Annotated in this window: 13 protein-coding genes and 1 pseudogene; 7 read left to right on the top strand and 7 right to left on the bottom strand. The window is 70.2% G+C overall.

The annotated features are described in order from the left end of the window. Positions 1-106: 106 nt before the first annotated feature. Complete coding sequence (locus tag JGS39_RS14740; protein WP_236063963.1) at positions 107-3634, bottom strand: S8 family serine peptidase; 3528 nt, start codon at positions 3632-3634, stop codon at positions 107-109. 669 nt (positions 3635-4303) lie between these two features. On the opposite strand from JGS39_RS14740, the gene JGS39_RS14735 reads away from it, so the two are divergent. Then, entirely contained in the window at positions 4304-7945 is a 3642-nt protein-coding gene (locus JGS39_RS14735) for a S8 family peptidase (RefSeq protein ID WP_236063962.1), read from the top strand. A 403-nt stretch (positions 7946-8348) separates the two neighbouring features. On the opposite strand, the gene JGS39_RS14730 is transcribed toward JGS39_RS14735, so the two are convergent. Beyond that, positions 8349-11399, bottom strand: a complete 3051-nt coding sequence (locus tag JGS39_RS14730) for a S8 family serine peptidase (protein WP_264302794.1) — start codon at positions 11397-11399, stop codon at positions 8349-8351. Beyond that, complete coding sequence (locus JGS39_RS41430) at positions 11396-12613, bottom strand: S8 family serine peptidase (protein ID WP_264302793.1); 1218 nt, start codon at positions 12611-12613, stop codon at positions 11396-11398. Before JGS39_RS41430 ends, JGS39_RS14730 begins: the two co-directional genes overlap by 4 nt. Before the next feature lie 1026 nt (positions 12614-13639). Between JGS39_RS41430 and JGS39_RS41675 the strand changes: the two genes are divergently transcribed. Both JGS39_RS41675 and JGS39_RS14720 read left to right on the top strand, forming a co-directional pair. After that, positions 13640-16246, top strand: a complete 2607-nt coding sequence (locus JGS39_RS41675; protein WP_219569466.1) for a S8 family serine peptidase — start codon at positions 13640-13642, stop codon at positions 16244-16246. 129 nt (positions 16247-16375) lie between these two features. After that, complete coding sequence (locus JGS39_RS14720) at positions 16376-17320, top strand: helix-turn-helix domain-containing protein (protein WP_219569465.1); 945 nt, start codon at positions 16376-16378, stop codon at positions 17318-17320. 84 nt (positions 17321-17404) lie between these two features. Here the strand turns inward: JGS39_RS14720 and JGS39_RS14715 are convergent, their stop codons facing one another. Next, a complete protein-coding gene (locus tag JGS39_RS14715; protein WP_219569464.1) occupies positions 17405-17773 on the bottom strand; it encodes a hypothetical protein in 369 nt (122 codons plus the stop codon). 212 nt (positions 17774-17985) lie between these two features. On the opposite strand from JGS39_RS14715, the gene JGS39_RS14710 reads away from it, so the two are divergent. Then, the gene (locus JGS39_RS14710) at positions 17986-18558 is read left to right on the top strand and encodes a hypothetical protein (protein WP_219569463.1); all 573 of its coding nucleotides are present in this window, start codon (positions 17986-17988) and stop codon (positions 18556-18558) included. Between the two features lie 516 nt (positions 18559-19074). Here the strand turns inward: JGS39_RS14710 and JGS39_RS14705 are convergent. Continuing rightward, positions 19075-22824 carry a S8 family serine peptidase gene (locus tag JGS39_RS14705; protein ID WP_219569462.1) on the bottom strand — a complete coding sequence of 1250 codons (3750 nt, stop codon included), beginning with the start codon at positions 22822-22824 and terminating at the stop codon, positions 19075-19077. 200 nt (positions 22825-23024) lie between these two features. Here JGS39_RS14705 and JGS39_RS40850 point away from each other — a divergent pair. Further along, positions 23025-23248, top strand: a pseudogene (locus tag JGS39_RS40850) (CNNM domain-containing protein); the annotation flags it as partial. A 221-nt stretch (positions 23249-23469) separates the two neighbouring features. Beyond that, the gene (locus JGS39_RS14700) at positions 23470-23670 is read left to right on the top strand and encodes a hypothetical protein (RefSeq protein WP_219569461.1); all 201 of its coding nucleotides are present in this window, start codon (positions 23470-23472) and stop codon (positions 23668-23670) included. Between the two features lie 126 nt (positions 23671-23796). Here JGS39_RS14700 and JGS39_RS14695 read toward each other — a convergent pair whose 3' ends face one another. Both JGS39_RS14695 and JGS39_RS14690 read right to left on the bottom strand, forming a co-directional pair. Next, the gene (locus JGS39_RS14695) at positions 23797-24291 is read right to left on the bottom strand and encodes a hypothetical protein (RefSeq protein ID WP_219569460.1); all 495 of its coding nucleotides are present in this window, start codon (positions 24289-24291) and stop codon (positions 23797-23799) included. A gap of 79 nt (positions 24292-24370) precedes the next feature. Continuing rightward, positions 24371-24553 (bottom strand): hypothetical protein, encoded by a 183-nt coding sequence (locus JGS39_RS14690; protein ID WP_219569459.1) that lies wholly within the window; start codon positions 24551-24553, stop codon positions 24371-24373. Positions 24554-24690: 137 nt separating this feature from the next. Here JGS39_RS14690 and JGS39_RS14685 point away from each other — a divergent pair, with 137 nt between their 5' ends. Continuing rightward, positions 24691-25689: a TrmB family transcriptional regulator gene (locus tag JGS39_RS14685; RefSeq protein WP_219569458.1), complete on the top strand. Its 999-nt coding sequence runs from the start codon at positions 24691-24693 to the stop codon at positions 25687-25689. Positions 25690-26011: the final 322 nt, after the last annotated feature.

Raw genomic sequence — 26011 nt, 5'->3', positions numbered from 1 at the left:
GGGAAATCCCGGCCGAGCGTTGGCACAAACTGCTTGCGTCCTCATCGACACGACCACGTGCTGCGAAGACTCCTCCGTTCTGTCCGATACGTCGGGCGGCCGTGACTCAGCTCGTCAGGTCCGGCCGCTGGGTGACCCGGATCGAGTTCACCAGCGACTTGCCGTGGATCGCTGACAGCCGGACATTGAGCTGACCGTCGATGACCTTCACCGTGATCGTCTTCTTCAGGGCCGCGTAGGTGCCCTTCTCCAGAGCGATGTCGAGGTTGGGGACGAACTCCTTGCCCTCGGCGAGCACGTCGAAGACCCTGGCCCCGGGCTTGGTACCGGTGATCTCGGCGAATCCCAGCTCGACGCGGTAGACGCCGTCGGGGACGTTGTCGAATCGGTACTCCAGCGCGCCCTTGCGGGCGGTGCCGTACAGATGCTGCTCATTCGTGCCGGAGACGGTCTCGTCCGTGCTGATCGTGCTCGACTTTCCGATGAAGCCGTACGCGCCGGCCTCGTACTCCTGGTCGGGACTCCAGGTGTCACCGAGCCGGTCTGTCACCGAACCGGTCGCACCGGTGTCGAGCGCCGTCTGGTAGGCCGGGACGATGAGCTCCAGCGGAACCTCGATGACGGGCGTCCTGCCACTCTCCGACGAGATGAGCAGGGTGTCGGTGAGGACCGTGCCCGGGGTCGCGCCCGTGGTGTCGAAGTTCAGCTTCAGCTTCTGTTCGGCGCCGGTGACCAGCTCGCCCGAGGTGGACGTGACCGACACCCAGGAGGCGCCGCTCTCCTTCGTCACCGTGTACGCGGTGGTGGTGCCCGTGTTGCTCAGGGTCAGCGCGCGGGTACGCTCCTGGTCCGCCGGGACGACCAGGCTGTAGTCGGCCGCGGAGGTCTTGACCAGACCTGTCTTCAGGACGGCGTCGGCCACCGCGATGTCCTTGGCCGTCAGTTCGCGCTCTGCCGTGGCACCTGAGTAGTGGTCGGCGGAGACCGCGATGTCGTAGCCGGACTTCGTGGTGCCCGCCGGGACCTGGACGAGGTAGGTGCCGTCGGCTCCTGTGGTGCCGGTGGCGATGTCCTTTCCGTCCTGGCCGATCTTCACGGTGGCGCCCGCCACGGGCTTGTCGTCGTTGTCGTCGGTGACCGTGCCGGAGATCACCGCGTTCTTGCCGGTGCTGAAGGAGACGCTCAGGCCGTCGGTGACGGATGCCTTGTTGTACGAGTACATGAGGGCGTCCGTGCCGGTGTGGTTCTCGACACCGATCGTGGCGCTGGATCCGTTCTCGTAGGTGCCGGTACCGATGTCCTTGTAGTGGTAGGAGACGGTGCCGTCCTCGCCGATGACCGCGGAGAAGCTGATCCGCTGGGCCGGGGACGAGATGAACTCCAGGTCACGCCACTCGACGACCACCGAGCGGTGCGGTGCGGTGCCGCGGGACGCCCAGTACACACCGGACTCATTGGAGTCGGTGTCTATCTGCATGTTGTCCCAGAAGGGGTAGAGGGCGCCGTTGGGAACGGCCGAGGACGGCAGGCTGACGTTCGCCGAGGTGACGCTGGAGGTGCCGAACGCGAGCATGCCCTTCACGGTGGCGGTGGCGGAACGGTACGTCTGTCCGTACAGAGCGACCGGGAACGGCAGATCGAGGGGGGCCGAGCCGGCCACCGGGCTGGCGATGGCCAGTTTCGTGTCACCGGTCGGGAAGGCACCCGTGCCGACCTGGCAGGTCGTGCCGAAGCCGTCCGCCCGGCTGTCCAGGTAGAGGTCTTTGTCGGCCGAATCGGTCAGCTCCACTCGGACCGTCAACCCCGTGGCACAGGGGCTGACCGGCGTGACGGCGAGGTTGTACGCACCGGCCGGCAGGGTCAGTGTGTACGTGCCGTCGGCGGCCGAGACCGTCTTCACCGGGGTGCCCTGGACCACGATGCTCGCGCCGGCCTCGGCTCCGGCCTCGGTCTTCACCGTGCCGCTGAGCGTCGCGCTGGGCGCCTGTTCCAGGGTGAAGTCCTTGGTCGCCGTCTCGCTGTCGACGATCGTGACGGTGGACTCGGTGGAGTGGAAGCCGAACTTGGAGACGTTGAGCTTGTAGTCGCCGACCAGCACCTTGGGCAGGGCGTAGGAACCGTCCGTGCCGGTGCTGAGGGTGGACTTCATCGGTCCGTCCAGCGTCACGGTGGCGCCGGCGACGCCCTCGGTGCCGGAGACGACCTTGCCGGCGATCGCGCCGAGCGCACCGCGCGGGGTGGCGTTGACCGCGGCGTACGCGTCCAGGCGGCCTTCGCCCCAGACGTTGTTGTTGGCCGCGGTACCACCGCAGCTGGCGTCGTCGGTGTCGATCGCGGTCTCGTTGAGGATCTTCTCCGTCTCCGCGACGTTGCCGCGCAGGGCGGGCGAAGCCGCCCACATCAGCGCCACGGTGGCGGCGGTGTGCGGGGAGGCCATCGACGTACCGGACTTGACCGCGTAGCCGCCGCCGGGCGCGGCCGAGCGGATGTTCACACCCGGTGCGGCGATGTTCGGCTTGATGGTGCCGGCCTCACCGGTGCCGCGCGAGGAGAAGTTCGCGATGGCGTTGTTGCTGTCGTAGGCACCTGAGGCGTAGGTGTTGGAGTAGGCGCCGGGCGAGCCGGCGGTGTTGCAACCCGCGGTTCCGTTGTTGCCGTTGGAGAAGGCCGGGAAGATGCCCGCGTCAACCCACGACTGGACGGTGTCCTTGTACCAGGTGTCGATGATGTCGGCACCCCACGAGTTGTTGATGACGTCCGGCGCGAGGTCCGGGCGCGGGTTGGCACCGGAGGAGTCCGTGGGGGCGACCATCCACTGGCCCGAGGCGAGGAGATCCGCCTGCGAACAGGAGTTGGTTCCACAGCCCTTGGCCGCGATCCACTGGGCGCCGGGGGCGACACCGATCTCGTTGCCGGCGCCGTCGTCGCCGACCATGGTGCCCATGGTGTGGGTGCCATGGCCGTGGTTGTCACAGGGCGCGTCGGTCGGGCAGATGCCTGAGGGGTCGAACCAGTTGTAGGAGTGGTCGTACGAACCGTCCTCCTTCAGGCCCCGGTACTTGGACACGAGGGCCGGGTGATCGAGCTGGACGCCGGTGTCGATGTTGCCGACGACGACGCCTTCACCACGGATACCCAGGTCGTTCCAGACCTTGGGGGCGTTGATGCTGTCGAGGCCCCACTCGACGGAATTGACCTGGGTCTCCTTGGTGCCGGGCAGCGGGTCGGGAACCTTGACCGGGTCGTCGGCCTCGATGGTGGCCACGTCCGAGCGGGCCGCGATCTTCCCGGCGAGCGCCTGGTCACCCGTGATTCGAACGGTGTTCGAGATCCAGAACGACTTGTACTTCGCTCCGGCCTCCTTGGCCAGTGCGATGACCCCGGCCTGGGACTTCTCGGCGAACGCGGTCTTCGTCCGGTAGACGGCTCCGGCCTTCGCCGCTTTGCCCTTCACCGCACGGGCCGACGAGCCGTCCGCTTCCTGTGTGAAGCCGACCCAGAAGGTGACCTTCTTCCGGTCGGTGAACTGCTTGAGTATCTTGCCCTCGGACTTCGCCCGGTAGGCGGAGTACGGGGTGGGATCCGTCTGAGCCTGGGCCGGAAGGGTTCCGGCCATCAGGGGTACCGCAGTCATCGCGGCTGTGATGAAGGCTGCGGAGGACTGCCGTCTGAGACGCGTGAAACGTCTGAACACAAGCTCTCCTTGAACGGTGGGTGGGGGGATCGCCCCCATGGGGTGACGTGCTGCCACTGTCAGACGCCGCTCCCCGCCGGGATGGGTGTGGGGTGCAGCAACTGGGATTGCGGGGGTGATCCTCAAGCACGTGGGCCGGATGACGCAAGGCTCCCGGACGGTCACCGAGCGCCCTGATGGCAGCCGTCGCCCGCACGGTCGCGGTGGGAGCACCGCTTGCCGTCGGTGTCCTGTTTTCTCTGCTCTCTGCCGCTGTCGATCCCCGATGTGAAGGTCGTCCGGCACCCCTCCCATGGGGTTGACCAGGCAGTCGTCGGCGTCGGCAATGCCTTGCGCGGCCTGGGCCGGACGGTCCTGGAGTGTTCTGAGACTGGCTGGTACACGACGTTCACCGCGGCGGGCGGCAGCGCACCTGTTCGTCCTGGCGCCGCGCAGCAGGACCGATTGGCGGTGAGTGGCCAGGCGGCTTGCCGCCACCGTGCAGGGGCCGATCAGGCACCCGGAAGGGCGGAAGATCTCCGCATGACATCCGAAACACCAACTTCCGGTTACCCCCGGCCGGCGCGCAGGTGGAGAGGCCAGCTGGCGGCACTCACGTGTGCGGCGGCCATGGCCGGCGGCCTCCTCATACCCCTGCAGGCCGCAGCCCAGCCCGCCGCCTCCGGAGAAGCCGACCTGGCGAACGACACCCGCGGCTACGACGTCACCCTGATCACGGGCGACGTTGTCCACTACGTGGACGGGCCGGGAGCCCGGGACACCGTCACCGTCGATCGCGTGGACGGCACCGCGGGTGGCGTCGAGGTGCGGCAGCTCGGCGACGACTACTACGTCATCCCCGACGAGGCCGCCCCGCTGATCGCAGCGGGCACCCTGGACCGTCGGCTGTTCGACGTCACCGGTCTGATCGACATGGGCTACGACGACGCCCGCATCGACGGCCTTCCCGTGATCGCCACCTACGGCGCCGCGGCACGCTCCGTCCCCGCCGTCCCCGCCGGCAGTTCCCTGACGCACCGCCTGGACAGCATCCACGGCGCAGCCCTGACGGTGAAGCCCACCGGACAGCGGGCGTTCTGGAACGAGCTCGTCGCCGCGCCGGGCAAGAGCCGTACGCTTTCGGCCGGTGTGAAGAAGCTCTGGCTCGACGCCCGGGTCAAGGGTGCGCTGAAGGACTCGGTGCCGCAGATCGGTGCGCCGGCGGCTTGGGCCGAGGGTTACGACGGCAAGGGCGTCAAGGTCGCGGTGCTCGACACCGGAATCGACCCCGAGCACCCTGACCTGAAGGACCGGATCGTCGGTTCCAAGAGCTTCGTGCCCGGTCAGGCGGTGCTCGACGGGAACGGTCACGGTACGCATGTCGCCTCGACCGTGGCCGGCTCCGGTGCCGCCTCCGGCGGCGACTACAGGGGCGTCGCCCCCGCCGCCGACCTGCTGGTCGGCAAAGTGCTCGGCAACGACGGCTACGGGGCGAACTCCGGCATCATCGAAGCAATGGAGTGGGCCAAGGACCAGGGCGCCGCGGTCGTCTCCATGAGCCTGGGCGACACCGCGCCCGACGACGGCACCGATCCGATGGCCCAGGCCGTGAACGCGCTGTCGGCCGACGACGGACCCCTGTTCGTGATCGCCGCGGGCAACGCCTACGACCCCGGGGCCATCTCCACCCCCGGCTCCGCAGACAAGGCGCTGACCGTCGCCGCAGTGGACAAGAACGACGAGCGGGCCTCCTTCTCCAGCCAGGGCCCGCTGATCGGCACCTCCGGTCTGAAGCCGGACATCTCCGCTCCCGGTGTGGACATCACCGCCGCCGCCTCGCAGGCGATGCCCGGCGTCACCGGGATGTACCGCACGCTGTCCGGAACGTCGATGGCCACCCCGCACGTCGCCGGCGCGGCCGCGATCCTCAAGCAGCGGCACCCGGACTGGAGCGGCCAGCAGCTCAAGGACGCGCTGATGAGCACGTCCAAGGAACTGCCGGACTACACGCCCTACGAGATGGGCACCGGCCGTGTGGACGTGGCCGCGGCCGTCGACGCGCGGATCACCGCCACGGGTTCACTCGCCACGGCCTCCTACGACTGGCCGCACAGCGCCGACGACCCCGTCACCGAGCGCACCCTGATCTACCGCAACCAGGGAGACACCCCCGTCACCCTGGACCTGTCCACCGGCACCCCGGACGAGGCGTACACGCTTTCGACCGGCCAGGTCACCGTCCCGGCCGGCGGCAGCACCGACGCGGTCCTCTCGCTGGACCCGTCGAAGGTCGACCCGGGTACCACCTTCTCCGGGCAGGTGACCGCCGAGGACCACGCCACCGGCACCGTCATGGCCCACACCGGGTTCGCGCTGGCCAAGGAGCGCGAGCTCTACGACTTCACGATCAACGTGCTGGGACAGGACGGGAAGCCCGCGACGGGCACCGTCAACGTGGCACGGCTCGGATCCGACACGGCCGACTCCTACGAGGTGTCGGGCAGCCGCACCCTGCGTATGGCACCGGGCAACTACGTCGTGTGGACGCTTCTCGACGTCCCCGGTGACGGCGAGGACACGAAGGCGTCGGCCTTCCTGGTCGACCCGGAGACCGAGCTGGCCGGTGACACCTCGGTCACGCTCGACGCCTCGAAGTCACGGCTGATCAGCGCCAGGACACCGAAGCCGACCGAGGCGCGCGAGACGCGCTACGAGATGGTCCGCACCGCAACGGACGGCACGGTCATCCGCAGCGTCGTCACCCTGCCGATAGCGCTGGACGAACTGTGGGTGAGCCCCACCGACAAGGTCACCGAAGGTATCTTCGAGTTCCTCACCCGCTGGAACCTCCAGGAGGCCCGTTACACCTACCGCGCAGGCAAGGAATCCCTGCCTGCTCTGGCACAGAGCGCCGGGGCGCCCGTCACCGGCAGGCTCCAGATGCACACCGCCTACGTCCACACGGGCGCGACCGCCGACTATGCGGATCTGGACGTCAAGGGCAAGGCCGTCATCGTGGACCGGAGCGACGCGGTGCCGCCGCTCACCCGGGTGGCCAACGCCACGGCCGCCGGAGCCAAGGCCCTCGTCGTGCTCAGCGACCGGCCGGGCCGGCTCAACGAGTCGTACGCGCGCGGCGGTTCGGCAGCCATCCCGGTGCTCTCGGTGCGGCAGTCACAAGCCGCCGGCCTGCTGGCCCAGGACGAGCGCGGCAAGGAACTCACCATCGACGCGCAGGCAGCCCCCAGCTACCTGTACGACCTGGTGTCCCGCCACCCCGACCGGATCCCGAACCGCTCGCTGACCTACACGCCCGACCCGGACCGTGACCTGGCGCGACTCACCAACAGCTTCCACTCGGACCGCGCCACCACCGGGTACGGATACCGCTATGACGTCCCCACCTACGGCGCAGCCGTCGGACTCAACCTGGAGGAGCGCTACCCGATGGTCCGCACCGACTGGGTGGACCACCTGGAGGGTGGCGCCACCTGGCTCGAGGACCACACCATGTCGGACGCGCGCGGAGTGCAGCAGGTCACCGGTGGGCTGGTGACCTACGCGGCCGGAAAGCGCTACACCACCAACTGGTTCTCACCGGTCCAGAACCCCCGCGTCGGCACCGCGTACGCGGGTCCCTACCGTGACACCAACAACAATCTCTCCCTGTCCGCCACCCCGTACTCCGACGGCGGCGCCGTCGACCGGTCCGGCGTGCTGGACACCGGCACCAGCAAGATGGCGCTCTACCAGGGCGACACCCTGCTCGCACAGTCCTCTAGCCGCTCGGTGCGCGCCCTGCGCCGGCCCGCCGAAGTACTGCCCTACCGGCTGGTGATGGACAACGCACGGGACGCGGACGACTGGCACACCTCCGTGAGTAGCCACTCCGAGTGGGGCTTCACCTCTGGCGCGATACCCGGTGGTGCCGGGCGGGAGCCGGTGAGGCTGCTCCAGCCGCACTTCGGGGTGGACACCGACATGGCCGGTGACGTCAGGTCCGGTCACCGTGTCGACCTCACACTGTCTGCCTCCACGCAGCAGTGGCTGAACTCGACCACCTACGCGGACTCGGCGACCCTGTCGGTGTCGTACAACGACGGTGCCACCTGGCAGCCGGTCTCACTGGACCGCACCGGGCGAGGCAACTGGGTGGCGCAGTTCAAGCTCCCGAAGAAGCCCGGCGGATTCGTTTCGCTGAAGGCCACCGCCGAGGCCGCGAACGGACTGACCGTCGAGCAGGAAGTGATCCGCGCCTTCGGTCTCAAGTGACCCACTGAGGCCCGTCGGCCGCCGCCCCGTACTCACGGGGCGGCGGCCGACGGCGTTGTACGGAGCCGGGGCCCCGGCCGGGGCCCGCGTATGCGTTCGGCTTGTCCCCGTGGACCTTCGGCCGGTCAGGCATGACGCGGGTGCGGCGGTCCGTTGCGCCTGCTGCGGACCGTGCGGCCCTCGGCCCGGCCTCGGCGGTGGGTGGCCCGAGCCGTCCTCGCCCGGTACCACGGTGGCCCGCTCGCGCCGGACAGGGAGCCGGGGCGAGCGGGCCACGTGGAGAAACATCTTCCGGTACGCCGGTACGCCGGTACGCCGGTATGTAGGCAGGTGCGCCGGTACGTCGCAACCGGCACGGCCGCCGGTCACACGAGGTGCGGCCGCCGACTGCGACGTGCGGGGATCAGCCGGGCAGTCCGGCCACGACGACCTTCGTCGATCCCCCGTCCTTGAGGTCACCGGCGTAGAACGCCACCTCGCCCCGGTTGTTGATGCCGATGCCCTCCGTCGGGGACCAGCGGGAGGAGTCGACCATCGAACCCAGGTCGAACATGCGGCCCTGCGGGTCCCAGACCACGGGCGTGGTCACGTCGGGCTCGGTCTCGGCCGTTCCGATGATCCAGCCCGCGTCGTTCACCTTCAGCGCCTCCGCGTCGAAGCCGAAGTCGGGGAGCCGGGTCATCGTGCCGCCCGTTGCGATGACGAAGGCGTCGTCGCCGCTGGTGCCGACGACCGTGCCCGCGGAGTTGACCGACCTGGCGTAGCTGTCGGTCATGCCCGGGAGCGTGCCCAGGTCGGTGATCCCGCCGTCGGCGTCCCAGCGCACCGCGCGCCGCTTGCCGTCCTTGGAGGAGTGGCCGACCGCCACCCCGGCGTCGTTGATGGCGAGCGGTTCGGTCAGGGAGCGGTTGTCGGTCAGGTGCGCGAGTCTGCGATATCCCATCTCCGCGTCCCAGACGAACGGATCGTTCACCTGCTGGTCGCGTCCCGTTGCCGGGTTCTTGACGTACCCCGTGGCGTTACCAGTCACGGTGCCCTCGTCGTTGACGGCGAAGCCGCGGGAGTAGATGTACGTCTCCCAGTCCGGCAGCGGAAGTGTGGTGAGCTCACCTTCCGCGTTCCAGAAGGCTGCGCGCGTCTCCTTGCCGACCGTCAACTGGCCGACGGAGTAACCGCTCGACGCGCTCTGGGCGAAAACGAATCCGCTGCCGCTGCCGGCGTTGTCCAACAGAGTGACACCGCTGTCGGGCGACCAGCGGACCGGCCGGGTCACGTTGGATACCTGCTGGGAACCCGAGACCCGTCCCTTGTCGTCCAGGCTGAACCCCATCGCCGGTCCGAACGAGCCGGTGACGTCCGCCTGCGGCTGAGTCACCTTGCCGATCAGCACGTCCGCGCTTCCCAGCGTGGTGCCCTCCTCCGTCGCCAGCGAGAACCGGCCCACCAGCCGTCGTCCGGCCGGCGGCGCGGTGTCCGCGACCAGGCGGCCGCGGATCCGTGTGGCCTTTCCGGGGGCGAGGCGGACGGGGCCCGACTCGTCCACGGTCACCGATCCGAGCGACTTCGAGAACAGGGTGTCCTGGATGTCGAACGTGGTGCTGCCGGAGGGAACGTCCGTGCCGGCGATGTAGATCCCGTAGTAGCCGGGTGCCGGCTCCTTCAGGGCCAGTGACTCGCGGGCGCCTCCGTTGGTGGAGGAGGCGATCAGCGCCCCGGACGGGCCGATCAGGTACAGGTCCAGGTCGGCGTTCTCGTCCGAGGCGTTGCCGAGGCTCACCTCCAGGCGGGTCGCGTCGCGCGGAACCGCGATCCGCTTGCCCGTCATCTGCTGGTCGGCCAGGGTCGGGTGCGCCACGGAGAGCCCGCCGAGCGAGCCGCCCGCCGCGTGCGCCGTCACCGGGGCGAACCGGTTGACGGCCTTGAAGGTCCGTTCCACCGGGGAGTGCAGCGCCGCTTCGTCGATCACCGAGGACGCCGGGTCCAGCGTCGCCCCCAGCACGGTGGCGGTCAGCCGGTACGGGTTCTCCAGGAGCGGTGAGGTACGCCGCGCGTCCACCTCGAACTCCCAGACGCCGGGCATCGGGCGCTCGTAGGTGCGCGAGGCGGGGTCACAGTCCTTCGGGTCCGAGAAGTCCGAGTAGCAGCGACCGGCCGCGGGGTTGTCCACCGGCATGCCCTGCGGGTCGACCGCCAGGAAGCGGCTCTGGCCGGTTTCGGCGAGGCCGGAGAGGTCCACGTCGAGCGCTGCCGCGCCCTCGGGCACCGACACGAACAGTGACCGGGTCGCACCGCGGTCCACTCTACCGGTGCCGGAGACCGCGTACGAGGGCTTCGCCGGGTCGTCGGCGACGACGACGGTGACCGGGACGAGACGGTCGACGCCCGGCGTGGCCGGGTCGTCGACGCGCAGCAGCGCCGAGTGGGCGCCTGTGGAATTCGCTCGGGCCCGGACGCTGATCGTGGTGGCCGCACCCTCGGTGAGCCGCACCGTGCGCGGTGCGCTGAACGTGCCGTCGTTGCCCAGCCACGACAGCTCGGCCGTGCGGCTGCCCGAGCCGGTACGGGTGAGCTGCACCGAGTAGGTCCTGGGACGGTGGAGTTCCTGTCCGCCGTCACCCGGTGCGCAGCGGTTGTACACACCGGTGCCGGACTTCGGGGTGGGCAGGAGACCGGCGAGCACACCGCACACCGGGGCCTTCACCGCGTACGGGGTCGGCTCGGTGTTCTTCGCCAGCAGCTTCCAGGCCGCCGGTACGGAGATCAGCCCGGCGCCCTGTGCGTAGGCCGGCTGGTCGTCGAGGTAGTCGGCCGAACTGGTCAGAGCGGTGCGCAGCGCCGCCGGGGACACCTTCAGACCTGAATGGGACGCCGCGGACAGCAGCAGTGCGACGGCCCCGGCAGCCTGCGGCGAGGCCATTGAGGTGCCGTTGAACATGCCGTAACCCGGCGGGAGTTCGTAGCCGGCCTGCGGGACGCCCTCGCCGGGCAGCCAGGTCGGTATGGAGGAGACGGCGGCACCCGGTGCGACGACCTGCGGCTTCATGCCGCCGTCCTCGCGGGGACCGCGCGCCGAGAACGGGAACAGCGACTGGCGCGCCCGAACCTTGGAGCCGTAGTCGGCCCACCAGGTGTCCTTGCTGACGGAGGCGCCGACCGCGAGCACCTTGTCGGAGACGGCAGGGTCGGAGACGGTGTTCATGCCAGGTCCGTCGTTGCCCGCAGACGACACGATCTGCACGCTGTACTCGTCGATGAGGCGGTTGTACAGGACCGCGCGCGCGTTGTTGCCGTCGTTGAGAGCGGGCAGCCCGCCGATAGAGAGGTTGACGACGTCGACCCCCCTGTTCACCACGGCGTCGATCATGCCTTCGGCGAGGGCGTAGGAGGTGCACCCGGAGGCGAAGAGGCATACCCGCTCGGAGACGATCCGGGCGCCGGGCGCCGCACCGTTCATCTCCCGCCGAACAGTCCGTTTCCTGCTGTGATTCCGGCGACATGGGTGGCGTGGGCGCCCGAGACGATGCCGATGTTCACGAAGTCGGCGCTCTTGCCGACGCTGCTGCCACCACGCGCCGACAGGTCCACGTCGTCCCGGTACTCGACCGTGAACGGCATCGCTTCCACGACGGCCGTCTCCGGGTCGTTGGTGCCGAAGGTGCCCCAGGTGCCACTTTGCGCGTACGGCTGGACGACGTCCTCGTCACCGAAGGCGTGGTCCAGGTCGGCGTCGACCCAGATCCGGTGGTCGGAGGGCCGGTAGAGGACCGCGAACCGGTCCTTGTAGTCGCCGTCGCGGTTCACGTCGCCGCCGAGTTCGCCGCCCCAGGTCCCGGCCTCGTCGAAGATCTGGAACTCGTACGCGCCGTCGGGCGCCCGGTAGTCGACGCCCCCGTACCGGAAGGTGCCGTTCACGGCGGTGACGTTCAGGCGCATCTCCAGCCAGGTCGGGTCGGCGTCGGTGACCGGATCGGTGGCCGTCACCCAGTCCTGGATCTTCGGCTCGCCGGTCGTGGTCGTCCGCAGGGCTGGGTGGGCGACGTCGACGCCGGTGTCCAGGATGCCGACCGTGATGCCGCGGCCGTCCCAGGAAGGGTGGCCGGCGGTGAAGCCGGTGGCACCGGTCTCAGCGACGGGCAGGTACGGGTTGTCGGCTGGAGTGTCTTTGCCGGGGGCGGCGGGGGAGCCCGTCCTGCTCCCGGACTTCTTGTCGTCGGCGGTGTCCGGCGACGGGTCGGGGAGCTTGTACGTCTCGTTGAGGTCCACGGCGCGTACCGAGGTGAGCGCGGCGAGGGCGGTGACCTTCCCGGTGGGCACGGTCGCCCGGACGTAGCCGAGCCTGTCGTCCGTCTTCCCGACGTGGCCCCCGATGTCCGCGATCTTCGCGCTCAGCGCCTTCGTGTCGCCCTCGCCGGTGGCGAGCAGGACGGTGACGGTGCCCTTCTTGCCGCTCTCGGCCTTCTGCAGCAGCGTCCGGTCATGAGAGCCGAGCTTGTCCTTCGCGGACGTGAGCGCCTTCTTCGGGGAGTCGGGCACGGATGTGCCCAACGGACGCGGTACATCGGCCGCCTGCGCGGGCAGGGCCGACAGGCTCAGGAGCGAGCCGGCCAGGCCGACCGCGAGAGCGGCGGCGGTGAACCGCCGTCTGCGGCGGGGGGTGGAGCGTGGCATGGGTGGCCTTTCGGATTGCGGGTCCGCGGCGGGAGCCGGGACGTCGGCGGTCACACGGACGATCTCCGCAGGATTGCCGGTAGGTCGTGGTCACGGGTCTACCGAGTGGGGCGCCGCCCCATGCCCGAAGTCCGTGGCGGTTACATGACAGGCGTCAAGTCGCCACGTCTGTAAGGTGATCCGATCGTGGCAGTCCCGCGGCCGGCACCGGCCCCGCGCGTCCACGGACCGGCGGTGGCCGACGAGCCAACGTGCCCTGCCGGAGCGGGAGGCCGGTGCCGGGCGGACGAAGTCATTCCCACCGTCATTCCGTCAGCGCCCCGTCCGGCCGGCGTGTGGCGTACCCGGGGGTGCTCGGGACGGACGGGGGCCCACGGCTGCTGTGTCGCCGCCGCAGCGCTTACCGCCGGGAGCGGCCTTTCGTTCCGGCAAGGGCCCCGGGCCGCGCCCATCACCGCGCTGAAGGCCACCGGATCGTCGTCGAATCCGCCGGAGAAATGGACGTACACGACCTTTGCGCTGTTGAACGCCTTGCTGCGTTCTCGGCCCGCAAGCAGGCCCAGCTCCTCGGCCTTGCGCTCGCCCCGGCCGATAACGGCCCGCCTGGCCGGCGAGACCCAGCTCACCAACGTCGTCTCGTTGATCCGAAGTCCGACCTCGAGAACCGGTGTCCCGATCTCCGTCCCGAGCCGTACACCCCCTCACGCGGCCGGAGACGCGAAGAAGGGCCGCTCTGACCCGTGGGCCAACGAGGGAGGGCGGGCGTGGCCTGCATGCCGTGGCGGTCTTCGCCGGAATGCTGCGTGACAGGCTCGGAGCTCGCCTGAAACCTCCTTCCGCGCTCTCCAGATTTTGGCGGCCTGTCCTGATGGAACGTCAGTTGGTTGCGGATTCCGCTATGGCCACCGTTGCCGGAGCCGAGGACCGTCGGATGTTCGCCATGTCGCCGATCGGACATCCACGGGCGTTGCCGCCGGGCGTCAGCCTCGTCTTGGATGACCGATCATGTACAGATACGCGATAACCGTGGCCGCAGGACTGCTGCTCCTCCCGCTCGCCGTGCCCACCGGTACTGCTCGCGCGAACGACGGGCCGGCCGGGCAGACAGTGACCCGTATCATCACGCTCGGCGACGCGCCCGCCGCCAGGTACGCCGCAGCCCGGGAACGCGCTGCCGCGCGGGCCGCTGTGGACGTGTCGCAGCGGGGGGTGGTCGACGCCGCGCGCAGTGCGGGCGTCGACATCTCGGTACGCCAGCACTACCGCGAGCTCGTCAACGGGCTGGCAGTGGAGGTGCCCGCGAGCCAGAGCGGGCTGCTCGCCACGCTGCCCGGAGTGGCGGCCGTCGCCGAGCCCGCGGTCTACGAGGCGCCGGAAGCACCCACCCCCGTGTCCACGGAGGTGCTGGAGAAGGCCGTTGAGCGGTCCACGGCCGATGCGCGGTCGCCCGACGGCGCGCCGTCGGGCAGGGAGATCGTCACCGTCACCGAGCTGACCGGAGTGCCCCAGGCGCACCGCAAGGGCTTCACCGGCAAGGGTGTCACCGTCGGGATCATCGACAGCGGTATCGCCTACGACCACCCGGCGCTCGGTGGCGGGGGCTTCCCGAACGCCAAGGTGCTGGGCGGCTACGACTTCGCCGACGAGGACGCCGACCCGTACGACACCCGCAACACCGCCGCCGCCGGGCACGGCACCCACGTCGCCGGCATCGTCGCCGGCTCCGACACGCACATCGAGGGCGTCGCCCCGGATGCGACCCTGCGCGCCTACCGCGTCTTCGGCGCCAAGAACCAGGCCACCGACGAGATCGTGCTCGCCGCGCTCGACCGGGCCGCTGCGGACGGCGTGGACGTCGTCAACATGAGCCTGGGTTCGACGGGCCAGCGCAGCAGCAGCGTGCTGTCCAAGGCCGTCGACGCCCTCACCGAGTCCGGCATCTCCGCGGTCGTCGCCATCGGCAACGGCCTTGCGGGCCCGTTCAACGCCGCGGCGCCTGCCGTCGCCGACCAGGCCGTGGCGGTGGGAAGCACCTACAGCACCCGCCAGCCCTACCTGGCCTTCACCCTGGACGACGGCTCCGCTACCCCCGTCCCGTACCAGCCCTCCGGCCGCAGCCCGGTCGCACCCGCCTCCGGCAGCGCGCCGATCACGGAGATCCCCGCCGGCTGCGACCCGTTGCCCGCCGGCAGCCTCACCGGCCGGATCGCGCTCTTCGCCTCGCCGACCACGGCCGCAGGCGTCGACTGCCGCCCTATGGACGTGGCCCACGTCGCGGCGACCGCCGGGGCCGTCGCTGCGGTCAACCACAACCCCCAGCTGGACCCCGAAGCCATCCCCGCCTCGCCGTGCTGCAACCCCATCGACGTCCCGGTCGTCACGATCCGCGACGTCGACGCCCAGCGCATCCAGGCCGCCCCCGATGACACGCGGCTCACCTGGGGCGCCTACGCCGGGGCGCCGCTGAACTCCGACCTCGCCGGGCTGATGGACTACTCCTCCTCCTGGGGCCCCGGCAACGAGCTGGAGTTCAAGCCCGATGTCGCCGCCCCGGGCGGATACATCCTCTCCGCGCTGCCGCCGGCCATGAACTACTACGGCACCAAGTCCGGCACCTCCATGGCTGCACCGCACACCGCCGGCGTACTGGCCCTGATGCTCCAGGCCGACCCCGACCTCACCCCCGCGCAAGCACGCGCCGTGCTGCAGAACACCGCCACCCCGCTCGCCATGACCGGCGACCGTACCCGCGGCCTGCAGCCCGTCGCCCAGCAGGGCGCCGGCCTCGTCGACGCACTCGCCGCCGTCACCTCGGCCGCTGGGGAGATACCTACCGCCACTCCGTCAGAGCTGGCCCTGGGCGACACCGAGGGACGGCAGCAGAGCCGCCGCATCACGCTCCACAACCCCACCGGCCACCCGGTGACCTACAGGGCAGGGCAGCGCGCGGCCGTGTCCGCCGCTCCGCCCTACACCAGCCAGTGGCAGCCCCTCGACGCCGCCGCGGTGACCCGGGTCCACAACAGCGGCCGGCTGACCATCGCCCCGCACACCAGCAAGTCGGTCACCGTGCACATCAAGGAGCCCACGGACGTCGAGCCGGGCACCCTGTTCGGGGGCTGGGTGGAGTTCACTCCCATCGGCGCGGGCACCGCCCAGATACGGGTGCCGTACCTGGGGCTGGCGGGAGACTTCGACGAGGTCTCGGCGTTCAACCGCACCTTTACCGACATCAACACGACACTCGACAACCCGGCGCTGCGCCCCGGCTACTACTCCTTCGGCAGGAGCGAGGCGATGACGGTCGACTTCACGGACACCGACACCGCCAACGACCAGGCGTGGGTGATGCTGTCGACCGGGCACCCCATGTTCAAGCGGCTGCGCCTGCAGGTTCTCGACTCCAAGGGGAAGGTCGTCGCCACGCCGTACGACGACGCCTGGGTGGCGCGGAACTCCGGCGCGGGCACCGGGTTGGACTACTACAGCTGGGATGCGACCGTCCCGGACGGCTCCCCCGCCCCGGCCGGTACCTACCGGCTGAGGCTGGTCTTCGGCAAGGCGCTCGGCGACCCGGACCGGGCGCCCGGCACCCAGACGTGGACCTCGCCGAAGGTCACCCTCGTCCGCTGACGATGGCCCCGGCACCACCGCCGGGGCCATCAGCGCCGACAGCTGTCCCTTCGTGTGCCACCGACACCCACCCGGATGACCGGTCGACCTGAGAGAATCCCAGGACGGAGGCATGACGGAGGACGATCTGTGGCTCTTGAGGACCTTGGACTCGCGGCGGTCGAGGCGGCCGTCTACCGGGCACTGGTAGCACAGCCCGCCGCCTCCCTCGACGAATTGGCACAGGCGGCCGGGGCAGGGGCCGTGCAGGCCGCCGCCGCGCTGCGCGCGTTGGCCGAGCGCGGCTTGGCCAGCCGTCGGCCCGGGGGCGACGCCTACTCCGCCGCTCCACCGGCGATCGCGCTCGGTGCGGAGCTGGCCGCCCACCGCGAACGCCTCCACCGCGCGGAGCTCGCCGTCGCCGAGCTGGTGGAGACCTATCGGAGCAGCAGCACGGGCCGGGACCAACGCGAGCTGGTGGAGATCGTCGAGGGCGCTGACGCGGTGCGGCAGCGGTACACCCAGCTCCAGCTCTCCGCCCAGCGCACGATCGATGTGTTCTCCACGGGTTCGGCCCGCGCGGTCGGCCCGCAGAGCACCCAGGAGTCAACAGTCCTGGCGCGCAGCCTGCGGGTTCGGGCCATCATCGACCAGGCATTCCTGCTGGAACCGGATGGAACGGACAACGCCGACCGCTCGGTGGAGGAGGGAGTCCGTGTTCGTATCGTCGAGGAGATCCCCCTCAAGCTCATCCTGTGTGATGGTGAGGTCGCCATGCTTCCGCTTACGGGTCGGGGGGCGGAGGTCGATCCCAGCCTTGTACTGCGCGGCGGCCTGGTATACGTGGTGCAGGCGCTCTTCGACACGGTGTGGGAGCGGGCGCGGCCCTACCATGAGCCGCACCAGGCGATCGGCCAGCTGGACACGCACATCCTGCGCATGCTGCTGGCCGGCCTCACCGACACGGCCGTCGCAGGCCAGCTCGACCTTTCAACGCGCACCGTCCAGCGCCGCCTCCAGGCGCTGATGGCCCAGGCCGGGGTCACGACCCGTATGCAGCTCGGCTGGCACGCGCGCCACCACGGTTGGGCCTGAGCGGGCGCTCGATATTTCGGCGTCTGCTGGGTTTGGCGTCAGGTTGAGCTGCCTCGTGTTTCGTAGCGGCCGGTTTCTCTGGATTCAGGCGGCGTTCGGGTTGCCTGTGATCCATAATGCGGCCTCGAATTTCTCGGGTGGGAGGGAGGCGGGGGCGCAGGGCAGACGCTCGGTGCTGTACCAGCCAACCCACGTGCACTGCTCATACAGGTCGCTGATTTCCTCGGCGTGTCCCGGGAGTTGGTGCGGCGGTGGGCGATGCAGTACGAGGTCGACGCCGGCCAGGCGGCGGGCGTGTGCACGGACGAGCGGGGAAGAACTGCGCAGGCTGCCAGCGGAGAACAAGCCGTTGCGCGAGGTCAACGAAGTGCTGAAGTCGGTGACGATCCTTTTCGCGCGAGGAGCCCGCCCCCGAGACCGCTGATCGCGGCCCTCACCGATCAGACGGGCCACGGGCTATGCCGTCGAGTCGATCCTCACCGCCCTGAAACAGGCCGGGCTGAAGATCGCGGCATGAACCTTGCGGCTGTGGTGTGCCCTGTCTGGTCCGTCCAACGTGGCCGAGGCCCGAACCGTGACTGACGCCCTGGTCCAGGACGCGGTCCGCCGCCCGACCTTCACCACCGACCCGGCCGGTGAACGTGTGCTGGCTCCCGAAGGGCTTTATGGCAGGCGCGAAATGCCGGCTCTCATCCGCCGCAATCCTGCCCGAGGCCGGCCGCGGCGCCGTCGACCGTGCCATGCGCTCACTCGACCTGTACTGCGTGGTCCGCGGGCGAAGACTCAGAACCACAATCCCCAACCGTGCCGACGCGTGGGCTCCGGACCTGCTGGACCGCGACTTCACGGTCCCGGCGCCGAACCGAAAACGGATCACGGACTTCCCCCAGGTTCACACGTATCAGTCGTTCACCTACGTCGCGATCATCGTCGACTGCTTATCCCAGAAGATCGTGAGCCGGTGCGCCGCGGTCAAGCGAGACGTGGAGTTGGTCGACATGCCACTGCGGATGGTATTGCGGCGACGAACCCACGAGCGCAACCCCGTGGGACGCGGCCAGCTCATCGACCACGCCGATGCCGGGTCGCAGGGCGGATTCAATCGGTCGTCGCACCTCGTGATCAGCGAGGTGCGGGATGGTTCGTCGTCAGCAGGCAGCCGATCGGGCGATACGGCCAAAGTTGCCGGAGCACGCCCTGATTCAGCACCACGTGGTCCCGGATTCCCCGCCCGGTGACCTGCTCCTGCGCTTCGTTCTCACCTCGCGCACCACTTCCGGCGCGGCTGTTACCAGGGCATGCAACTCGCTCCTGGCGCCGCACTGCATCTGCTCGGACCGGTTGCGGATCGCCTCGGCCCCGGTCACCACCTCAAGCAGGCCCGCCCAGTCATGTCCGGCGGCGTTCCGGGCGGTACTCCTTGCCGAGCGCGGTGCCGAAGGCCAGCTGTGGCGGCGCGACCACGTAGGCGCCGACCCGCCCGGCGTCACGTGAAACCATCCCGCTGTGTCCAGACTGCCGAGGAGACAGCTCGATGGATCGCGGCATGCCCTCTTGTCCCCTACTCTCCAGCGCCCACGGACATCGCGGTGCTGGGGGCCAGTGTGGCTCAGTGGCCCTGAGCGGCGACGGGTGCGCCCGCGGGGACGCTCTGCCCCGGGTCCGGTAGTACCGGACCCGGGGCAGGGCGGAAGTGGTCTGGTCCGGCCCGATCCGACCTGGGCGAAGCGGGCCGGACACTTGCTAGGCGGGACTCAGCGGACCTCGTACGCCCGGACCACCGTCTGGGTGACCCGCGACCCTTGGTCGTCGGCGAGAGTGACCCGCAGATGCACGAAGCTGCCCGCGGGGGCGTCTGCCGGGAGCGTCGCCTCCCAGGTGCCGTGTGCAGGTGCCAGCTTGGCCGTGTGCCAGTCGGAGACCGCCTCGACGGTGCTCTCGTCTCCGTACGCGTACTCCAGGGTGGCACTGTCCAGGGCGACGGGGCCCTCGGAGCCGTCGACGACCGCGTTGATCCCGATCGTGGTCGTCGCACCGGCGGGCCGCGTGTTGCGCAGGTCGCTGGGCACGTCGATGACGGGGACGAGCAGGCGCTGGGCGCCCTGGTCCGAGGCGTCCGTGGAGAACGTCCATTCCGTGCCGTAGGCCAGACCGGTGCGGTTGGCTGCCGAAGGGGCACGCCGCCATGCTTGCCGGAACGTCACCTCGGCCTTCTCCTGGGGCAGCGTGAACATGCCGGACGAGGGCGTCTGCGGCTCGCCGTTCACGAGGAGCTGCCGGGTGCCGTAGTCGCCCATGGTCAAGGTGGAGTCGTGTCCGCCCGCGTCACCGAACGGTGCCATGACGTACGAGAGACGGTTGCTGTCGCGGGTCATCATCTTCCGGGCATAGGTGTTGCGGACCGGACCGTAGGGCGACTTGTACCAGTTGGCCGTCGTACGGCCCTTCCCGACCGCGTGCGGACCGTCGTAGGCAGTGCCTTCGTACATTCCGAGGTTCCGACGCATCAGCGTCGTCCAGGACAGCCCCTCCGAACCGGTCGGCGTGAAGAACTCGGTGCGGTTCTGCGGCGCCTGCAGGGCCAGCGTGGTACCGCCGGCCCAGATGGCCGGCACGCCGGGCAGCCCCACCTGGACGTCCGACCAGTAGGTCGTGTCGGAGGAGTTCTGCACGTGGTAGCGGGCGTCACGCACGGCGAGGTCGGAGTCGTGGACCCGCTGCGTGCCGGGACGGATCGAGCCGTGCGAGACGTGCGCGAGGTTGTAGAGGTACGGGCTCTTCGCGGTCGCCGTACCGGACCAGCGCACGACGGCCTTGCCCTGGTCGGCCAGCTCCTTGAGCGCCAGTGAGTCCGCCCAGGTGATGCTGGCCTGCGGCACGCCGTCGGTTCCGGAGAGCTGGAAGCGCCCCTCGGTGTCGGGGTACGCCGACAGCACACCGACGGCCCCGGCCGTCGCGGCGAACCTCGCCCAGTCGAACCCGTTGCCTCCGGCGACGCCCGCGTCGACCAGGGCGATCTTGCCCTTCAGGTCGTGGGCGGCGAAGTTCGCTTCCGTGCCCTTGCCCACGGCGACGATCTCGGCGGATCCCTGCCCGTCGAACTCGGTGCCCTTCTGCAGCGGCAGCGAGTCGAGCACACGGCCGTCGGCCGCGGTCAGCTTGGCGAGCGGGGCGACCCGCCGCGCCGATGCCAGGAAAGTGAGCCGTTCGTCGTGGGAGACCGGCTGCGCGTAGACGCCCTTGACGTACGACGGAACGGCCGCGAGGTAGCCGGCGTTCAGCTTCTTGGCGTCGTCGAGGCCGAAGGCGGTGCCGATCGCGTACCCGGCGGACTGGCTGGGCCGGTCGGTTTCCCAGCTGACCCGTCGGGCGTCCCGGGCGTCGAGCGTGACGACGGTGTCGCCCGTCACCTTCACCTCGGGGTTGTACAGCTGGGAGACCGATTCGACGCTGCCGACGTTGTCCACCGCGTCACGCGTCATGATCACGCCGCCGAGGGCATAGGTGCCCAGGGGAACCCTGATCGTGGTGCTCCCCGGATCCGGGTAGCCGAGGGTGTACCGCCTGGCGGTGTCCCGCTGGTCGTCGAACACCTGGAACGTGGCCGGCGACTGCGCCGGATCGCCGTGCCGGTCAAGACCCTTGACCGTGAGGTCGGCGGACGGCACCTCCATGTGCACCCCGAACGGGACGGTGACGCGGGTGCCGTGGGCGCCGATGCCGACGAGACGCCCGGTGACCGTGCCGTAGTCAGCGGCGTCGAGGTGGGCCGACGGATCGATCCGGACCGGGACGTCGACGGTGCCGTTCGCGGGGACGGTGACGGTGCGCCTGCCCGGGGTCGCGAAGCGGGAGAGCCGGGAGCCGTCGTCGCCGCGCACGTCCTGCACGGTCAGGGCGAGGGTGACGGGCTTGTCCGTGATGTTGGTCAGGGTGACCGGCTTCTCGACAGGGTCGAGGCCGGCCTGCGGGTACGCGAAGTCGCCCAGCAGAGAGGCCGGTTCGGCGATAACCGGCTGGGTGATCGCTCGCGCCACGTCGAGCGGGCCCGATCCCTGGTCCAGGACGGGCGCGTCGGTGCGCGCCGCGGAGGCGGTCAGCAGGGCCTTGAGCTGGGCCGGGGTGAGCTCGGGCTGCTGCTGGACGAGCAGTGCGGCACCGCCCGCGACGTGCGGGGTGGCCATCGAGGTACCGGACATCTCCTGGTACGCGTTCTCGCCCTGGCCTCCCGACCTGGCGGCGACGACGTCGACGCCCTGCGAAGCGATGTCGGGCTTCGCACTCATGCCGTCAACGGAGGGGCCACGGCTGGAGAACGGCGCCGTGCGGTTGTCCCGGTCCACGGCACCGACCGTCAGCGCGCTCGGGGCGCAACCCGGTGTGGAGACGGTGCCGTGCAGTGAGGCGTTGCCCGCGGCGATGACGAACAGGGCCTTGCCCCCGAGCCGTTGGACAGCCTCGACGTCCGGACCGCTGCAGCTCGTGGCGCCGTCGGCGCCCAGCGACATGGAGACGACGTCGGCGCCATGGGCGACGGCCCACTCCATGCCGTCGACGATGCCGCTGAGGGACCCGGAGCCGTCGTCGCCCAGCACCTTGCCGATGAGCAGATCGGCCTTGGGCGCCATGCCGGCGTACCGGCCTTGCGAGGCCGCGCCGGTGCCGGCGACGGTGGAGGCTGTGTGTGTGCCGTGACCGGTGCGGTCCTCGCCGTCCTGGCTGTTGACGAACACCTTCGTCGCGGCGATCCGTCCGGCCAGGTCGGGGTGGGCGGCGTCGACACCGGTGTCCAGCACGGCGACCTTCACCCCGGAGCCGTCGAGCCCCTTGGTGTGTGCCGTGGTCGCACCGGTGAGCGGGACGGTCGGCGTGCCGAGCGAGGGCGCGGCCGTGCCGTGCACCCTGGCGTCCAGCCAGATCTTGCGGATGGCACCGACGGACTTGGTCCGTGCATCCCGCGGAGCGAGGTCCTTCCAGGCGTCGGCGGCCGACGCCTTGGCCACAGCCAGGCCGGCGCCGCCGATCGAGTCGAGTTGTGCGGTCGTCCTGGTGCCGGAAGCGGCACTGCGGGGAGTGCGTCCGCCCTCGTACGCGACGATGACGGGGAGCGCGTCGGTGCTAGCGTCGTCGTAGCCGTCGGCGACCAGTCGGCCGATGTCGAAAAGTGCGGCGTCGACCGTGCCGGCATCGATCAGCTTCTCGACGCCCTGCGGGAACACGTAGGTGTGCTCGCCGTCCTGCCAGACGGCGGCGGTGTGGTCGGTGCCGTCGGCGGGGCGGGGGGCTGCCGACAGAACCCGGCCGCGAGTGTCGACACGTGCGTCGACCACGTCACCGGTGATCAGAGTCAGGGTGACGGACCTGTCCGGGCCCGCCTGGTCCGCGATGACGGGGACGACACCGTCAGCGGCCTCGTCGGCGATCGCTACGTGGCCGCCGACGCCGAGCAGAACCACCGCCGCTATGCCGGCGGTGGTTCGCTGCCATGGCTTGCTGCGTCTCACAGATGTACTCCAGGAAGAATGGATGGATCCGGTGAGCGACAGCCTTGCCTTCTCTGCCGCCGAGCGGGGCGGGTGGACGTGGCGAGTAGTGCCATGGCGCAGATGCGCCAGCCCTCTCGCAGCTGCGGACCCCGCACAACGCCGTCGGCTGCCAGTCCGTGGGTACGGGCAGGCAGCCGAGTCGTTCGAACGTCTGATACGAGTTCGCCCTCACTTCCGCACGAGGCAGTCAGATCGAGCGTCATGCGGTCATGGGGAGCGCCCGTGCCGCCAGCACACTGTGGGGCTCCAGCACCTGTCAGCCGTCATGGCCACGGCGCAACTCGGCATCACTATCTCCTCCCTGGTGCTGGGAGCGGTGGCCGAACCCGCCATCGCCCACTTTCTGGAACCGCCCTTGGAGGCGGTCGGGGTTCCCGGGGCAGAGGAAGCTTCTGGCGGGCTACGTCACGGCGGTGCCGTCGTACACGATGGAGGTGTACGCGCAGCGGGTCTCCGGCGACGACCGGCTCACCTTCCTCGCATCGGCGCACCAGTTCGCCCCGCTCGCGGTGCTGAAGTAGTCCGACGGCCGGGTCCTCGACTCGCATCCTCTGCAGACGGGCACAGAGTTCGACGGGGAAGGGATCGGCCGAGGCCGTCGCCGTGGGCAAGGGTACGGACGAGAACATCGCCGCCCATGACCTGACGGGCAGGATCGCCCTGGTCGACGCCGGGGTCGCCGGAGGCAACGGTTACGGATGGGCGAAGGCGGCCGAGAAGGCAGGAGCCGTCGGCACCACGCCGGCGCTGCGCGCGCCGCAGGCCCGCACCGAGTTCTTCACACCGGCCGGCGGGACGGCCTGACTGGAAGACGCTGATGCGCCGGAACCTCGGACCCTAAGGCACCGCCTGCGACGGTCCGCACGCGGTCGACACGGGCCGGGCCACGGCCGACTGGTACAAGTCGCCCTACGGTCCGGTCCTCAACACCTACGCCAAGCCGCTGATGACCCGCGACAGCAACCGGCTTTCGTATGCCCTCGCACCGGTCGGCGACGCGGGCGGCCACGACTCGACGATGGAACAGAGGGACTCCAACGCCCGGCAGCTCCTCGTGAACGGGGAGGTGCCGGCCCCCACCGCCGGCCCGGTCACGCTGCCGCAGGAGAAGGCGGAGATCACGTTCCGCCAGGCGTGGCGGCGCCCTGCCTCGGCCACCGCCCCTACGGGACTGGCCCACAGCACGGAGCGGACGTTCTCGTCGGGCGCCGCCGACCAGGGCGTGCAGCGCCTGCTCGTTCCGGTCGTCGACGTGCCCAGCGACCTGCGCAACAGCCGGCCGGCCGGCGTGAAGACCGCGATCGGGATCGGTGCCGTGATCGACGGCGCCGTCTCCCTGGCCGGTGCGACCTTGGAGTACGCGTACGGCGACGAGAGCGCAGCCGAGCCCGTCTCTGCCTGGCAACCGGCGACGGGTGCGCGCACAAGGCGCCTGGCGGGCGACGCTCCCGGAGGATGCTCCCGCAGACACCTTCGTGCATCTGCGCGTGACCCGTCGCGACGGTCACAAGGCCGCGGTGACCCAGACCCTGGTCCGCGCCTGCGAGGTACGCTGAGCGCCCGACTCCGGCCCCCTGATCATGGGCGGGGCGGTGAAGGGCAGGATCACCGAGGCGGCGCCCCCGAGACTGCGCTCGTGGTCTGCCGTCCCTGGGGTCCGGATGCCGTCGGTCCGTCTGGGGTGCACGGATCTCCACTCCTCCAGCCGTTACATGTCCGTCTCGGGGGTGCCTGTGCACGTCTCAGGGCGCTGCGCCAAACTGTGGCCTCTTCGGAAGTACGGCAGTGTTCGCGGAAGAGAAAGCGAAGAGGGACGGGAGGGCCATGCTGCAATCCATCGGTCTGCCGCAGGATGAGGAGCGGGTGTACCGGGTACTGGTGCGGCTGGGCAGTGCGACAGCTCCCGAGGTGGCCCTCCACCTGGATCTGGATGCGCGGGCGGTCGGCGGACTGCTCGGCAGCCTGGAGAGCGGCGGCATTGTGTCACGTGATGTCGGACGGGCCGGCGCCTATGTGGTGGCACCGCCACGGCTGGCCTTCGGCCCTGCCCTCGCCGCGGGACGCCACGCTCTGGAGCAGGCGGAGTCCACGGTGGCCGCGCTCGCCGATGAGTACCGCCGGGGCGCGGCCGGACAGGAGCGGGCGGGACTGCTGGAGGTGGTGACCGGAGCTGAGGCGATCCGGCACCGGTTCGAGCAGATCCAGTACGGCGCCCGGCATGAGCTGCACGCCCTCGTCACGGTTGAGCCGGCAGTGGTGCGGGAGGACGAGAACGAGGCCGAGGAGCAGGCCACCGGCCGCGGGGTCCGGTACCGGGTGGTTTTGGAACAGGCAGCACTCGACCGACCTTCGACGACGGCCGAACTTTCCGCCGCGTTGGGGCGCACCCAGCTGGTGCGCGTCGTCGAGCAGGTGCCGTGCAAGCTGGTCGTGGCCGACCGCTCCACCGCGTTGATGCCGTTGCTCCGCCGGGACTCCAGTTCGGCCGATGAGGAGCCGACCTCAGTGGTGGTGCGCGCGCCAGGCGTCGTGGAGGCACTGCTCACCCTCTTCGAGGCCGTCTGGAACTCGGCCCGTCCGCTGCTGCTGTCGGCATCCGGCGAAGTGGAGGCGGAGCCGCAGACCGAGGGCCCGGACGAGACCGACCTCCTGCTGCTGTCACTGATGCTCACCGGGCTGACCGACCGTGCGGTAGCGGCCCGCCTCGGGCTGGGGCTGCGCACGGTCCAGCGTCGGCTGCAGCGACTGATGGAGGTCGCTGAGGTCTCCACCCGGATGCAGCTCGGCTGGCACGCCTTCGAACGAGGATGGGTGCGGCGCTGACCCGGGAGCGCTCGGGACGGATGGGGGCCCACGGCTGGTGGTCGCCGCCGGAGCGCGTTGCCGCCGGAGAGCGGCCTGTCGCTCCGTCAAGGGCCCCGGGCCGCGCCCGTCGCCGCGCTGAAGGCCACCGGATCGTCGTCGAACCCGCCGGAGAATCGAACGTACTCGACCTTGAGTGCGCTGTTGAATGCCTTGCTGACGTCCTTGTGGAGGCGGGAGCCGCCCCGGCCATGACCAGCTCACGCCCAGCACATGGCAGGCCGCGGTGTGCTCAAAGTTGTGCCCGGTCCTCAGTGGCTGATCCCCCGTTATGTTTTTCGCG

Origin of the sequence: Streptomyces poriferorum (assembly GCF_019399235.1) — a bacterium.
GTDB classification, from domain to species: domain Bacteria; phylum Actinomycetota; class Actinomycetes; order Streptomycetales; family Streptomycetaceae; genus Streptomyces; species Streptomyces poriferorum.
This window is presented reverse-complemented; position numbering and strand designations above follow the sequence as displayed.